Below are 13,638 nucleotides of genomic sequence, written 5' to 3'. Positions count from 1 at the left end.
ATTCGCTCTGACCTATTCCACTGCCAATCGCAGCGCCGCAGCTGCCGCCAATGGACATACGACCAACGCCCCAAGCGCCAGTCCCCCAAGTAGCATGATATGGGGTGCCACAGGTAAGAGCGCAATAGCCGCTTCAACCGCCGCAACCCCGAAAATCAGTACAGGTATATACAATGGAAGTACCAGTATAGACAATAACACACCCCCGCGACGCATTGCCACGGTAAGGGCAGCCCCCACAGCCCCAATTAAACTAAGAACCGGAGAACCCACGAGCAATGCTCCGACCATGGCAATGATGCCATCTCCGGGCATGGCCAGTGATATGGCCAATATGGGTGAAATCACAATCAAAGGAAGTACTGATGTGATCCAGTGGGCGAGGATCTTGGCCAGCACAAGAAACACACCCGGTAACGGCCCAAGCATAAGCTGCTCAAGGGTCCCGTCCTCATAGTCCGCCTGAAAAATCCGATCCAGTGTAAGCATACAGGACAGAAGCGCCCCGACCCACAGCACTCCTGGGCCTATGCGGGAAAGGACGTTCAGTTCAGGCCCCACTCCCAACGGAAATAGAGTTACGGCGATGACAAAGAAAGACAATGTCATGGTGAGCGCACTGCCCTGACGCACGGCTAGCTGAATATCCCGTTGGACAAGTCGGAAGAAAGATCTCATGACGCTTCACCCCCAATCCTATCCAGATCAAGAATACGTGTGCCATCCATCTGAAGATCCTGATGAGTAGCGAGGAGGGCCATCCCCCCATTATTCAAGTGGGTCTTCAGGACATGTCTAAACAAGTCTATGAAATGCACATCAAGCGAACTGACAGGTTCGTCCAAAATCCAAAGCGGTGCAGGACACGCGACGAGGCGCGCCAAATGTGTTCGCTTTTTCTGGCCTGCGGACAGGATACGAACCGGACTGTCCGCGATGGGAGCAAGCTCAAAGGCTTCAAGAGCTTTAGAAACATCGCCGCGTCCGTGAAAATCCACCCAGAACTGCAAATTTTCTTTCGGGGAAAAGGCTGTCTTCAAGCCATCCTGATGCCCGATATATTGGAGATTTGAAAGGTAAGGTTCGGGATCTTCTGCCACGTCGTCGCCTTGCCACAGCACCTTACCCGTCGGGCTGCTCAAAAGCCGCGCCATAATACGAAGGAGTGATGATTTACCAGCACCATTGCGCCCCTTAACCCAGAGAAGCTCTCCTTCCTGCAAGGAAAGATCAACACCCGCAAAAATCTGTCTTTCCTGCCGAATTGAGGACAGGTCCGAGGCTGTTAAGGTCATCAAGTGGCAGCTTCCCATAAAAAAAGAACATCCCTTGCTACAGGAATGTTCTTTTCTTCGCAACTATCAGGATCAAAGGAAATTCAGAATTCCCTTATTTGTCCTTCAATTATTGTAGGCTCTATTCATATGTGCGCTGATCGTCGATCACTTTACCATCATTGGCAAGGCTTCCGACCTCAACAAACTCAACGTTGCCGCGAAGTTTACATTTGGCTTGAACAGATTTACCAACCTCGTCTTTCAATGCGTCATCGCCACCGGCAACTTCACACTGAACTGTCATGACGTCCATGTTGTTGTCGCTTGTGACAACAAGGCGTATTTTTTTGATCTCTTCGTGGGCTTTCTGAACGTCGACAACCTGACCTGGGTGAACAAACATGCCTTTCACCTTGGCAGTTTGGTCTGCACGACCCATCCAGCCTTTAATGCGTGGTCCAGTGCGACCACAAGCGCTGCCACCTTCCAGGAAGGCAGACATGTCACCTGTACCAAAGCGGACCAATGGATAGGTTTTGTTGAAGGAAGTAACAACAACTTCGCCAACCTCACCCGGTGCAACCGGATCGCCTGTACCTGGACGAACGATTTCAACAATCACACCTTCATCGATGCTCATACCTTCCATCGCTTCGGTCTCGTAAGCAATCAGACCAAGGTCCGCAGTACCATATGATTGGATAACTGTCTCGACACCCATGTCCTTCAGTGCCTGACGAAGTGACGGAGGCAATGCCTCACCACCAACACTGGCAACTTTGATGGATGACATATCCATGCCAGCTTCCGTTCCTTTTTCCAGAAGGATTTTAAGGAAAGAAGGCGTTCCGACATAAGCCCGTGGCTTTAATGTGGAAATGGCTTGAAGCTGCATTTCAGTGTTGCCGATACCCGCTGGGAAAACCGGACAACCAACAGCGCGTGCGCCGCTTTCCATCATGTGGCCCGCTGGGGTCATGTGATAGGAAAAAGTGTTGTAAACCAGGTCGCCCGGACGGAAGCCCGCGGCCCACATGGCACGGCCCATACGAAAATAATCTTTGATGTCTTGGCCAGGCTCGAAAATCGGGCCTGGAGACATAAACACGTTAGCGACTTCACCAACCGGCTGAGCGTTTAGTCCACCAAGCGGTGGGTTTTTACCCTGATGACCAATCAGATCGGATTTACGTGTGACAGGCAGGGACGCCAAAGCTTCCATGCTGTCAATTGAAGCAGGGTCCACATCCTTCAAAAGCTCACCGAAATAATCGGAGTTTGCTTTCGCATAGGCAATCTGTTCCTGCAAGGCTGCGATCTGATCTTTCGCACGCTGTTCAGGCGTGCGAGTTTCCAGATCATCATAAAATTTCTGCGAGTCGCTCATTTGCTCTCTCTAGATACTTGTTGCTTTTGTTACTAAGAGGAATTAGGCGAGCCAACGCTTACGACGACGATAGTGCTTCACATCTTTAAAGCTCTTGCGGCCGTCGCCGCCCAGACCCAGATAGAACTCTTTAACGTCTTCGTTGTTTGAAAGGTCTTCCGCAGCGCCGTCCATCACAACACGACCATTTTCAAGAATATAGCCATAGTGGGCATATTTCAGCGCGATCGTAGCGTTCTGCTCGGCAACCAGGAAGCTCACCCCGGTTTCTACGTTCAAACGTTTCACAATTTCAAAAATCTCTTCCACAAGCTGCGGCGCCAGACCCATCGAAGGCTCATCCAGCAGAATGAGGCTCGGCTTCGCCATCAGCGCACGGCCCACAGCAACCATCTGCTGCTCACCACCGGAAACATAACCGGCGAGAGATGTGCGACGCTCTTTCAAGCGCGGGAAGTAGTGATACACCTTCTCAAGTTCTTCATTGATCATCGCGCGGCCACCTTTACGGGTGTAAGCGCCAGTCAGAAGATTTTCTTCCACTGTCAAGTGTTCAAAACAGTGACGGCCTTCCATCACCTGAACAACACCATCCATAACCAGTTCGGCGGGAGAGCTTTCAGTGATGTTATTACCGCGATACTCAATGGAGCCTTTCGTAACCTCCCCGCGCTCAGAGCGGAGGAGGTTAGAAATGGCTTTCAAAGAGGTGGTCTTGCCTGCGCCGTTAGCCCCGAGGATAGATACAATCTTTCCCTCAGGAACCTCGAGCGAGACCCCTTTAAGTACCAAGATAACATGGTCATAAATGACCTCGATATTATTGACCCTCAGAAGGGGATTACTTGACGCGTTCATTGACAAGACTCGCTCTTTTTCAAGGTTACTATTTACAGTTTAGTTACAAGAAACGGCGTCGAGGCCTTTTTCTTTCAGGTATTTTGCAGCGGATGCTTCCATTGCAGGAATAACAAGGTCATTCATTGGTGTCAGAGCTTCAGACACAACGTTGAATTTCTTGCCATCCCACTGTTGGATGAAGAAACCACCACCACCGACGTGGTCAGCACATGTTGGGGAAATTTCTGGACCCATGCCAGCAATACCCATTTTTTCGTTCATGGCTGCATCCATTTTCAGGTTTTCCAGACCCCAGCGGAGCTGTTCACCGTTAATGGCTTTCACACCGAATTTAGCTTGCGCATTCAGGATACCAGCGTGGATGAACACCTGTGTGATCACAGCACGGTTGTAAAGAACCTGACCAACATTGTCTTCGCCTTTACCGTTACCTTTGGCGTAAACGTGCTTCATGATGTCCTGGATAACTGGGTAATCTTTACCAGCGTTGGAGAATGTAGCACTCTTATATCCAACAGCGGATGCACCAGCTGGAACAGTATCCTGCTCAGCACCGGCCCACCAGTTACCAATGAAGTTTTCCATATTGAAGCGGATGTTCTTAGCTTCTTTAATAGCTGTCTGGTTCATCGCGCCCCAGCCCCACATGACAATGTAGTCTGGTTTCGCACGACGGATCTGCAGCCAAGTTGCTTTCTGCTCAATGCCTGGGAAAGTTACTGGGTATTCTTTCAGGTTAAAGCCGAATTTTTCAGACATTGTACGGAAAATAGGAATGGATTCCTTACCATACGCGATGTCGAGATAAACCAATGCAATTGTTTTATCTTTAACTTTGTCTATACCGCCTTCTTGTTCAGCGATATATTTCATGATGCCTGTACCCTGACCCCAGTAGTTGGTCATCAGTGGGAAAACCCATGGGAAGGCTGTACCGATACCAGCGTCCGCACGACCATAACCCATAGTCATCAGAGGAATTTTGTCAGTACGTGTACGGTCAGCAAGAGCGTAAGTCACACCAGTGGAGTATGGCTGATAGATCAGCGCGCCATTGTTTTTGTTTTTCGTACGCTCATAGCACTCAACACCACGGTCTGTGTTGTAGCCAAATTCACATTCTTCAACGATAACTTTCGCGCCACCGACGCCGCCGTCACGCTCGTTGATCATCGCCCAGTAGTCAACCGCACCGTTGGCTGTTGGAATACCACCTGGCGCAAATGGACCAGTACGGTAAACCAATTTTGGCAGATAGAGTGTGTCTTCAGCCAGTGCAGGTGCCGCTGTTGTAAATGGAGCAGCCAGTACTGCAGCTCCCACAACACCGAGTACAAATTTCTTCAAACTCATATTTTTCCTCCCAGAGTTACCCTTGTTATGTGCGGCGTTCCCACCGCCAAGAGACGAAATACCGTCGCTGCGATGACGGTCAGAAAACTACTCTGACCGTCTTCGTGCAACAGATCAATATGGAAACGGCCAGGATCTCAGTTTTTCCTTACCGATAGTCCACAATCTTGCAAGACCATGTGGTTCAACAATCAAGAAGAAGATGATCAACACACCGAAGATCATAAATTCAAGATGAGCCACCATATCCACGCCGATGTTCCAACCGATCAGTGGTGGTACGTTATTCAAGAAAATTGGCAATAGTGTGATAAAGGCCGCGCCGATGAAGGATCCAAGGATACTTCCCATACCGCCAATGATCACCATGAACAGGATCGCAAAGGAACGGTTAATACCGAACGCTTCCGGCTCCACTGTTCCCAGATGGACGAACGCCCAGAGCGCACCCGCAACACCACAGAAGAAAGAGCTAACCGCAAAAGCAGATAGTTTAGTCTGTAGGGGACGGAAGCCAATAATTTCAGCTGCGATGTCCATGTCACGAATTGCCATCCAGCCACGACCGATGTGGCTACGAACCAGGTTCTTTGCTGCCCAGGCCATGATCGCAACGAAAGTCAGCGTAAAGATATACTTTTCTGCTGGCGTGTCGAACAGGTAGCCAAGGATTTCAAGTGGTGGCGCTGTAATAACACCGGATGGGCTGTAGTTTGTAAACCAGCCAACCTTCACCAGCATCCATTCAATGAAGAACTGAGCCGCCAGTGTCGCCACCGCAAGATAGAAACCCTTAATACGCAGACTTGGGATACCGAACATGATACCCACGATCGCCGTTACAACACCCGCAAGCAGGATCGTCAAAACCAGTGGGATAGTGCCTTCCGCACCACCAAGGGCAATGGACCAAGTGGCAAATTTATAAGCAGAGAATGCACCCACCGCCATAAAGCCACCAGTACCCAGTGATATCTGACCGGCATAACCTGTCAGAATGTTCAGGCCAATTGCTGCAAGAGCCAGGATCAGGAACGGTGTCATAATCGCACCGATCAGGTATTCACTCATGACGAATGGAACAACCAGATAGGCTGCAACCAACAGCACTGCGATACCGATCCGATCTTGCAGGATCGGAAAAATCGCCTGATCTTCTTTATAAGAGGACTTAAATTGTCCGGCTTCACGATAAAACATTCGACTTAAACCCTCTCAATAATCTTTTCACCGAACAGACCCTGCGGACGAACCAGCAGGAACATCATTGCCAGCATGTATGCGAACCAGTTTTCAATCGCACCGCCAACAAATGGACCGATGTAAATTTCAGCAAGTTTTTCACCTGCACCGATGATCAGACCACCGATAATCGCACCTGGAATGGACGTAAATCCGCCCAGCATCAGCACTGGAAGTGCTTTCAGCGCCAGAAGTGTCAGACTGAACTGAACGCCAAGTTTGGTACCCCACATGATACCCGCAACCAGACCCACGATACCGGCAACAGACCATACGATAATCCAGATGGTGCGAAGGGAAATACCAACAGACATCGCCGCCTGGTGATCATCCGCCACCGCACGAAGCGCACGACCGATTTTTGTTTTGTTGAAGAAAACCGCAAGGCCGATAACCAAAGCCGCAGCGGTACCACCGGCAACCAGCTCCAGGCTATCAATGTAGATGCCGCCAAAATCAAGGGAACCTTGTGGCAGGCCGATATCCAGCGTCTTAATGTCACTACCAAAGAGTGTCTGACCAAAACCATCAAGGAAGAAGGTCACACCAATGGTTGCCATAAACAGGATGATGCCTTCCTGGTTCACAAGCTTGCCAAGAACAAACTTTTCAATACACCAGGCCACACCGATCATGATCACAACCGTGATAACAAAGGCAACTGTCCAGTGAACACCAAGCATTTCCTGAATACCCACAAGTGCAAGCGCTGCGAACAGCATCATGGCGCCCTGGGCAAAGTTAAACACACCGGATGCCTTAAAGATCAGCACGAAGCCGAGGGCCACCAGTGAATAAAGAGTACCTGTCAACAATCCGCTGAACAGGACTTCCAAGAAGAACAATACTTCTATCATCATGTCTTCCATAAAAATTCTCCTGCTAAGGGATTAATGACCGCCGCCAAGATAGGCGTCGATAACTTTCTGATTTGCACGAACCTCTTCAGGAACACCGTCACCGATCTTCCCACCATAGTCGAGCACCATAACGCGGTCGGAAATATCCATAACCACGCCCATGTCATGCTCAATCAGGCAAATTGTCGTACCAAATTCATCATTCACATCGAGGATAAAGCGGCACATGTCCTCTTTTTCTTCGAGGTTCATACCCGCCATAGGCTCGTCCAGCAGAAGAAGTTCAGGTTCAGCTGCCAGCGCACGACCAAGTTCCACACGCTTTTGCAAACCATAGGGAAGACGACCAACTGGTGTCTTACGGATTGCCTGAATTTCAAGGAAGTCGATGATGTCTTCCACAAAACGGCGATGTTCCAGCTCTTCTTTCAACGCGCCACCATACCAGAACATGGAGGAGAGAAGACCTGATTTCATCTTCAGGTTACGGCCAGTCATGATGTTGTCCAAAGTGGACATACCCTTAAAGAGCGCCACGTTCTGGAAGGTACGGGCGATGCCCTGCTCCGCCGCTTCGTGAGGCTTCATAGCGCTACGTTTCTGACCTTTATAGGTAATTGTTCCCTGCTGAGGGTGATAAAAGCCGTTGATGCAGTTCAACATAGAGGTTTTACCAGCCCCGTTCGGGCCGATGATCGCGCGGATCTCACCTTTCTTAATGTCGAAGCTCACATCCGAGATGGCACGCACAGCGCCAAAGGACAGGCTGATATCTTCCACTTCAAGCAGGACTTCACCCGGTTTTACATCTTGATATGTCATTATGTACTCAGTCCCTGCAAATTAAGACGCGGCGCGCATGGCCGGATATGTTTCAGAGTCCATGACCTTCACTGTTGCTTTCAGTGTGCCTTGACGGCCATCTTCAAAGGTCATCTGGGATTCAATATCCACTGTCTTCACATCGCTGAACAACGCGTTAATCAACGCTTCGTAACGCTCAGCAATGATCCGGCGACGGACTTTACGCGTACGTGTCAATTCACCATCATCCGCATCCAGTGCTTTTGGCAACACAAGGAAGCGACTGATCTGTGCGCCAGCCAGCTCACTGTCGATCGCAAGGTCTTTATTGACCTGCTCAACACATTCCTTAATCTGAGCGTAAACTTCTTCACGGCTGGCCAGATCCTGATAACTTGTATAGGAAATGCCGCGACGCTCTGCCCAGTTACCAACCGCTTCAAGGTCGATATTAACAAATGCGGTCACTGTATCCTTCTCATGCCCATGGCAGACAGCCTCGGAAATGAACGGGAAGAATTTTAGTTTATTTTCAATATATTGAGGCGCGAAGAGAGTGCCGTCTTTCAACTTACCCACATCTTTCGCACGATCGATAACCTTAAGCTGACCATCGTCCGTCATAATGCCGGCGTCACCAGTGTGCACCCAACCCTCTGGACTAATGGTTTCTTTGGTGGCTTCTTCATTCTTATAGTAACCCACGAAAGTTCCTGGGCTCTTGAACAGAACTTCACCTGTCGCTTCGTCGATCTTGATCTCGCAGCCTGGAGCTGGTGGACCAACTGTATCTGGACGTACGTCTTTATCGTTCTGGATACAAACATACGCACAGCTCTCAGTCTGACCGTAAAGCTGCTTCAGGTTAATACCGAGGGAGCGGTAGAATTTAAAGACTTCTGGTCCCATCGGCGCACCCGCTGTATAGGCAACACGGATCTGGCTAAAGCCAAGTGTGTTTTTAAGCGGACCGTAAATCAACACATTACCGATGGCGTATTTGAGCCGATCCATCAAGGAAACTGGTTTCCCTTCCATGATCTCTACACCGCATTTTTTCGCTACATCCACGAAATAGTGGAACATCTTCTGCTTGAAGGCGCTCGCATCCTCGATGCGGATCATCATCTGTGTCAGAAGGTTTTCGAAAATTGCTGGCGGTGCAAAATAGTATGTTGGACCAATTTCACGAAGGTCCGTCAAAACTGTCTCGGCATTTTCCGGGCAGTTTACGGAGAAACCTGCCTGTGAAGCCTGAGAGTATGAGAACAAGTGGTCACCAACCCACGCCATTGGCAGGTAGGACAAAACTTTTTCATTTTCGGTCAGATTTTCAAATTCCACAGAAAGGCGGCCCGCATCAACCATATTGTTGAAGCTCAGCATCACGCCCTTTGGACGACCTGTTGTACCGGATGTGTACATGAGCGTCGCAATATCTTCGCCTTTGGCCTTATCCGCTTCGGCATCAAAGAAATCTGGGTTTTTCTTATCATATGCCTCACCCAAGCCCTGCACTTCCTTATAGGATTTTACAAAAGGCTGGTTGTAATGGCGCATACCACGTGGATCACCATAGATCACATAGCGGATGTTCGGACACTGATCCATAATGGAAAGCACCTTATCGACCTGCTCCTGATCTTCGCAGACGACAACTTTAGCTTCGCAGTGCTCCAGAACAAACTGGATCTCGTCAGCCACGCCGTCCTGATAGAGAGGAACCGGCAGAGCACCAACAGACTGCGCCGCAGCAAATACCCAGTATAACTGTGGGCGGTTAGAACCGAGGATGGCAACAGCATCACCACGTTGCAAACCCAGATCAACGAGACCAAGCCCTAGAGACCGTGAGTTTGTGTAGACGTCTTTCCAGCTATATGTCTGCCAAATACCATATTCCTTTTCTCGGTAAGCAGGCAGGTCCGGACGAATTTTTGCATTCCGCCGGATCAGCTTTGGAAAGGTATCAAATTCCTGTTTTTTATTTGTCATAGGCTCCCTGCATTCCCAAAAAGCAGCTCTTAAATGTCACTTCCATTGTAGGGAATAACGAGGGGCGAGGTCAGCCTCGTCGAGCATACACTACACCCTAGCGCAGCAATGCTCCGTTACACACGTTTACTCCCTGATTCTTACGGGTCCTTTTGAACCTCTTAACAGCCTCTTAACGAACCTTACCTCGTCATTAATCAAATATGGTCCGGCAGGTCAAGAGAAAATAGTTGACCATTTGCTTAATGCCTCCAAAAAATCCCCAAAAAACCAGATGTTTTAAAATATTAAAAAAAAACAAGCGTTTGTATAACAAGTATAGAAGGTAATTATAGATAATTAAAACACTTACTATAATTAATGTATGTATAAGATTGTCATTTCTGAATTGTGTATCTGATATATATATAGTTGTATATGAGCATCTGTATATTTTTTTACTTAAGATGTACTGGCATTTTATCTGAATACCATTATTTTTTTGGTAAATCGAACAATAGTTAGTTTAATTTCAGAAACCCAGTATTACAGCGCAACTATGTAACAATCGAATGAGGACCCGCGCTCCCTTCGAATAACGAGACCTAAACTAGAATCATTCCACCGAATCTGTGAATTTCACAACTGTTTGACTACTAATGAATCGATTCAATTAACGTAAGGGAAAGCTAAATTGCCTCCCTTAAAGCGATACAGTATGCCGAAAAAACTTCGGTAATATTGAATTTATTATAAACGAAGCTCGCCGCATGCATATAATCCAGATCAATCACACCTCACCGGAGAGTGAATTGCATGTGATCCATGTTTGACGTTACGGTATTCTCCATGATGAAAAAACTTGTCCTGACACTCAGCTCCGCCCTCCTCCTTGCCACCTTTAACGCAAGCGCAATGGAAGCCCATCAACCTTCTACTGTGGTAGAACTCTATACATCACAGGGATGCTCATCCTGTCCTCCCGCTGATGCGCTGATGGGACGATTGGTAGAATATGGCGGCAAAGAGGTTCTGGGGCTGTCTTTTGCAGTGACCTATTGGGACTATATCGGTTGGAAAGATACTTTCGGTCGCCAGGAAAATGATATTCGGCAAGCCAGATATCGAGATCAGATGGGCGCCAGATATGTTTACACCCCCCAGATGGTTGTCGCGGGGGAAAACCATTTTGTTGGTTCCGACGGGGCGAAGCTGAAAGAACAACTGAGCAAATTTGAAGGGCACGCCAAAAAACTTGACCTGAAATGGCGGATTGAAGGTAAGAAAATCCACATCACCCTCCCTCGATCCGAGACCCCTGCCACCCTCTGGCAGGTGGATATTGATCATTTGAAGGAAGTAAACATCCAGCGCGGTGAAAATAGTGGGCGCCAGATTACCTATCACAATGTTGTCCGCAACAGTGAACGGCTGAGAAGCTGGGATGGCTCCCCAACGGAGATCACCCTCGACATGACAGAGCTTGAACATCAAGGTCGTGATGGATGCGCATTGCTGGTTCAAAAAGGGGAAAGCGGCCCCATCATTGCTGCTTTGCAAATTGATCTCTGATTTTCATACGCAAATAATCCTCTGATCCACGTCAGGCTTTATTGTTGCTTGTCTTCTTTAATTGCGACACTCTATAAAGACGCAAATAAAGAAGGAATGATAAGCGTATGACTGATAAAACCGCCCCGCTTAAACCTGCGGCGACCGTTCTCATGGTTCGTGACTGTGACAAACCCGGTGATAAATTGGAAGTTTTCATGGTCGTCCGGCACCACCAGATTGACTTCGCTTCTGGCGCCCTGGTTTTTCCAGGAGGTAAAGTGGATTCCGGGGATCTCAACCCTGAACTCAGCGCGTATCTTCCAGCCGGCACCGATTTATCAGATCCTCTTCTTTCCTTTAAAATTGCGTCCATCCGTGAGGCCTTTGAAGAATGTCATGTGCTGCTGGCCCGTGATAAGGCCACAGGCGTAATGGTCGCTCCGGCACGTATTGAAAAGCTGGTGGATCAGTATCGCAAAGAGATGCAGGCAGGCGACATTGATATTCTCGCTATGGCCAAAGCGGAGGAGTTGGAGCTGGCTACCGATCAACTGGCCCACTATTCCCACTGGATTACCCCAACCTTTATGCCCAAACGCTTTGACACCCATTTCTTCATTGCCATCGCTCCGGATGAGCAATTGGCGATCCATGATGGGGAAGAGTCAGTGGATTCCGTCTGGATTGGGCCCAACGAAGCTATGGATGGGGAAAAAGATGGCAAATACACCATCATCTTCCCAACCATGATGAATATTGAATATCTGCAGCGCTTTAACAGTGCGGCAGAAGCCGTTGAGAAATCTGCTGCCACCCCAACGGTGACGGTCCTGCCGGAAATGGAAATTACCGAGGAAGGGAAATTCCTCAACATTCCAGCAGAAGCCGACTACAGCCTGACCCGCCGTAAAATTGATCCAATGATGGATCCGGATCAGCAGAAAAAGAAATAATCACAAAAGAGACAGGATAATACCGAGCCCCTTGGCGAGACCTTCAACAGCCTCGCCGCTTTGGGCCGCCTTCTCCGCCCAGTCGCGGATTTCCTGAAAATCCGCCTCACTCTCTCTCAGGCTTGCTGACATCGGAATATATTCCTTATCCCGCGCTTCAATGGCTTCAGCTTCCATCAATTGGATTTCTTGATAGATCTGCCTCTGGGCCTGCAACAGGCGTAATTGTGCGGACAAAGGCAATTTGCTTAAATCTTGTCCAGCCAATAACTCTTGCGCCTCCTCATATCTTTGCAAGGCTTCCTGTTTCGTAATTGCCGCCATAGAATATCCTCTAATTTTCCATCAGTTTTCGACCTTCCTTCACTAGATCAGGAAGAAAATTGGTAAGTTCCGTGAGTTTCTTGAACACCGATCCATTTTTATCTTCAGCTCCAAACCAATTGGGCAGAATATCCTCCCCTATAGTCTCGGTAGTGGTGGCATATTGCGCTCTCAGATGTCTGTGAGCTGTGATCAACCTGATCAACGCCTGTTGTGTTTGTGCCATGGACTTATCAAGTGTTTTCCCCGCTTTTCGGGCCTTATACAAACGGTCAATGACCTCTTCCCGGTCTTCATCGGAGTGTTTTATTTTCGGTAAGAGTTGAAGCCGTTGACGTAGTGTTTTCAGCTGTTCAGCATTTGCGCGGCTGTGAATGCTTCTAAGACCACCGCGGCACAGGGGGATTTGATTTTTGGATAACTTCACAGACTGAAAGGCGTCCTCTGTTGGACAATTCTCATCTGTATGTTCTGGGCTTCCCAGATCCAGATAAAGAAGAAGTGCAGCCCGTTCCACAAGTGGGTGATTTTTTTGAACGATATTGCCAACTTCCGTGTTCGCAAAAGATGCAAAAGCAATTTTTGAAAGCCCCTCAAGAGAGCCTATTAGAGCGGTTTTCTGCTGCGCTCCAAGGCCATGAGACAATTCCAGAAGTTCCGCGTCAAATTCTTTAAGTTCGGCACTTACAAGAGAAACCGTATCCCCTTCAGCATCAAGAAACACTTCTTCAAGATTGTGGGCATAGGCCTGAAGAGTTTCAATAAGGCTGTTACGAACCGCATATTCCTGAAAGGAAAACAGACTGGCTTCATTAACGGGGGGATTACCGCCAAGATCAAACTGCAGAAACGTATTCTCTTTGAGCGCCGCCTGATGCGCAGCTTCCGTTGCTTTCATCTGCTCTGCAAAAGCGTCGGTCACCACCCGCATATTATGGGCGAAGGATCTAATATCGCTTTTGACCTGTTTGGAAGGTCCCACGGCGCAGGCAGAGAGCCCCAACAGAAGGCATATCGAAATCAGTAATTTTCCGGCCCGGTTTTTCATA

The 13,638-nt window shown here is 48.6% G+C and carries 13 protein-coding genes; 2 read left to right on the top strand and 11 right to left on the bottom strand.

The genetic code is table 11. From position 1 onward, the window contains the following. Window positions 1-12: 12 nt before the first annotated feature. The 9 genes from ccmB to GUA87_RS05445 form a co-directional block, all read right to left on the bottom strand. Window positions 13-678: a heme exporter protein CcmB gene (gene ccmB, locus GUA87_RS05485; protein ID WP_193715489.1), complete on the bottom strand. Its 666-nt coding sequence runs from the start codon at window positions 676-678 to the stop codon at window positions 13-15. Continuing rightward, window positions 675-1,295 (bottom strand): heme ABC exporter ATP-binding protein CcmA, encoded by a 621-nt coding sequence (ccmA, locus tag GUA87_RS05480; protein ID WP_193715488.1) that lies wholly within the window; start codon window positions 1,293-1,295, stop codon window positions 675-677. The genes ccmB and ccmA overlap by 4 nt, the downstream gene beginning before the upstream one ends. Before the next feature lie 121 nt (window positions 1,296-1,416). Then, window positions 1,417-2,664 (bottom strand): phenylacetate--CoA ligase family protein, encoded by a 1,248-nt coding sequence (locus GUA87_RS05475; RefSeq protein ID WP_193715487.1) that lies wholly within the window; start codon window positions 2,662-2,664, stop codon window positions 1,417-1,419. A 42-nt stretch (window positions 2,665-2,706) separates the two neighbouring features. Continuing rightward, on the bottom strand, window positions 2,707-3,522 hold the full coding sequence (locus GUA87_RS05470) for an ABC transporter ATP-binding protein (protein WP_193715486.1): 816 nt from the start codon (window positions 3,520-3,522) through the stop codon (window positions 2,707-2,709). Between the two features lie 39 nt (window positions 3,523-3,561). Next, window positions 3,562-4,878, bottom strand: coding sequence for an ABC transporter substrate-binding protein (locus GUA87_RS05465; protein ID WP_193715485.1), 1,317 nt, complete (start codon window positions 4,876-4,878; stop codon window positions 3,562-3,564). A gap of 114 nt (window positions 4,879-4,992) precedes the next feature. After that, a complete protein-coding gene (locus GUA87_RS05460; RefSeq protein WP_193715484.1) occupies window positions 4,993-6,078 on the bottom strand; it encodes a branched-chain amino acid ABC transporter permease in 1,086 nt (361 codons plus the stop codon). Window positions 6,079-6,083: 5 nt separating this feature from the next. Continuing rightward, window positions 6,084-6,980, bottom strand: coding sequence for a branched-chain amino acid ABC transporter permease (locus GUA87_RS05455; RefSeq protein WP_415774789.1), 897 nt, complete (start codon window positions 6,978-6,980; stop codon window positions 6,084-6,086). A gap of 30 nt (window positions 6,981-7,010) precedes the next feature. Then, the gene (locus GUA87_RS05450; protein WP_193715483.1) at window positions 7,011-7,802 is read right to left on the bottom strand and encodes an ABC transporter ATP-binding protein; all 792 of its coding nucleotides are present in this window, start codon (window positions 7,800-7,802) and stop codon (window positions 7,011-7,013) included. A 21-nt stretch (window positions 7,803-7,823) separates the two neighbouring features. After that, the gene (locus GUA87_RS05445) at window positions 7,824-9,779 is read right to left on the bottom strand and encodes an AMP-binding protein (protein WP_193715482.1); all 1,956 of its coding nucleotides are present in this window, start codon (window positions 9,777-9,779) and stop codon (window positions 7,824-7,826) included. 828 nt (window positions 9,780-10,607) lie between these two features. Here GUA87_RS05445 and GUA87_RS05440 point away from each other — a divergent pair. Both GUA87_RS05440 and GUA87_RS05435 read left to right on the top strand, forming a co-directional pair. Beyond that, window positions 10,608-11,330, top strand: coding sequence for a DUF1223 domain-containing protein (locus tag GUA87_RS05440; RefSeq protein ID WP_193715481.1), 723 nt, complete (start codon window positions 10,608-10,610; stop codon window positions 11,328-11,330). Between the two features lie 107 nt (window positions 11,331-11,437). Continuing rightward, window positions 11,438-12,265: an NUDIX hydrolase gene (locus GUA87_RS05435; protein ID WP_193715480.1), complete on the top strand. Its 828-nt coding sequence runs from the start codon at window positions 11,438-11,440 to the stop codon at window positions 12,263-12,265. On the opposite strand, the gene GUA87_RS05430 is transcribed toward GUA87_RS05435, so the two are convergent. Beyond that, complete coding sequence (locus tag GUA87_RS05430) at window positions 12,266-12,589, bottom strand: hypothetical protein (protein ID WP_193715479.1); 324 nt, start codon at window positions 12,587-12,589, stop codon at window positions 12,266-12,268. It lies immediately after the preceding gene. 10 nt (window positions 12,590-12,599) lie between these two features. Then, the gene (locus GUA87_RS05425) at window positions 12,600-13,637 is read right to left on the bottom strand and encodes a hypothetical protein (RefSeq protein ID WP_193715478.1); all 1,038 of its coding nucleotides are present in this window, start codon (window positions 13,635-13,637) and stop codon (window positions 12,600-12,602) included. Between the last annotated feature and the right edge of the window lies 1 nt (window position 13,638).

The sequence above is a fragment of the Sneathiella sp. P13V-1 genome, assembly GCF_015143595.1.
Classification (GTDB): domain Bacteria; phylum Pseudomonadota; class Alphaproteobacteria; order Sneathiellales; family Sneathiellaceae; genus Sneathiella.
This window is presented reverse-complemented; position numbering and strand designations above follow the sequence as displayed.

Excerpts from the sequence above, each read along its gene's own strand:
- ccmB (WP_193715489.1), bottom strand. The coding sequence starts at position 678 with ATGAGATCTTTCTTCCGACTTGTCCAACGGGATATTCAGCTAGCCGTG.
- ccmA (WP_193715488.1), bottom strand. The coding sequence starts at position 1,295 with ATGACCTTAACAGCCTCGGACCTGTCCTCAATTCGGCAGGAAAGACAG.
- GUA87_RS05475 (WP_193715487.1), bottom strand. The coding sequence starts at position 2,664 with ATGAGCGACTCGCAGAAATTTTATGATGATCTGGAAACTCGCACGCCT.
- GUA87_RS05470 (WP_193715486.1), bottom strand. The coding sequence starts at position 3,522 with ATGAACGCGTCAAGTAATCCCCTTCTGAGGGTCAATAATATCGAGGTC.
- GUA87_RS05465 (WP_193715485.1), bottom strand. The coding sequence starts at position 4,878 with ATGAGTTTGAAGAAATTTGTACTCGGTGTTGTGGGAGCTGCAGTACTG.
- GUA87_RS05460 (WP_193715484.1), bottom strand. The coding sequence starts at position 6,078 with ATGTTTTATCGTGAAGCCGGACAATTTAAGTCCTCTTATAAAGAAGAT.
- GUA87_RS05455 (WP_415774789.1), bottom strand. The coding sequence starts at position 6,980 with ATGATGATAGAAGTATTGTTCTTCTTGGAAGTCCTGTTCAGCGGATTG.
- GUA87_RS05450 (WP_193715483.1), bottom strand. The coding sequence starts at position 7,802 with ATGACATATCAAGATGTAAAACCGGGTGAAGTCCTGCTTGAAGTGGAA.
- GUA87_RS05445 (WP_193715482.1), bottom strand. The coding sequence starts at position 9,779 with ATGACAAATAAAAAACAGGAATTTGATACCTTTCCAAAGCTGATCCGG.
- GUA87_RS05440 (WP_193715481.1), top strand. The coding sequence starts at position 10,608 with ATGATGAAAAAACTTGTCCTGACACTCAGCTCCGCCCTCCTCCTTGCC.
- GUA87_RS05435 (WP_193715480.1), top strand. The coding sequence starts at position 11,438 with ATGACTGATAAAACCGCCCCGCTTAAACCTGCGGCGACCGTTCTCATG.
- GUA87_RS05430 (WP_193715479.1), bottom strand. The coding sequence starts at position 12,589 with ATGGCGGCAATTACGAAACAGGAAGCCTTGCAAAGATATGAGGAGGCG.
- GUA87_RS05425 (WP_193715478.1), bottom strand. The coding sequence starts at position 13,637 with ATGAAAAACCGGGCCGGAAAATTACTGATTTCGATATGCCTTCTGTTG.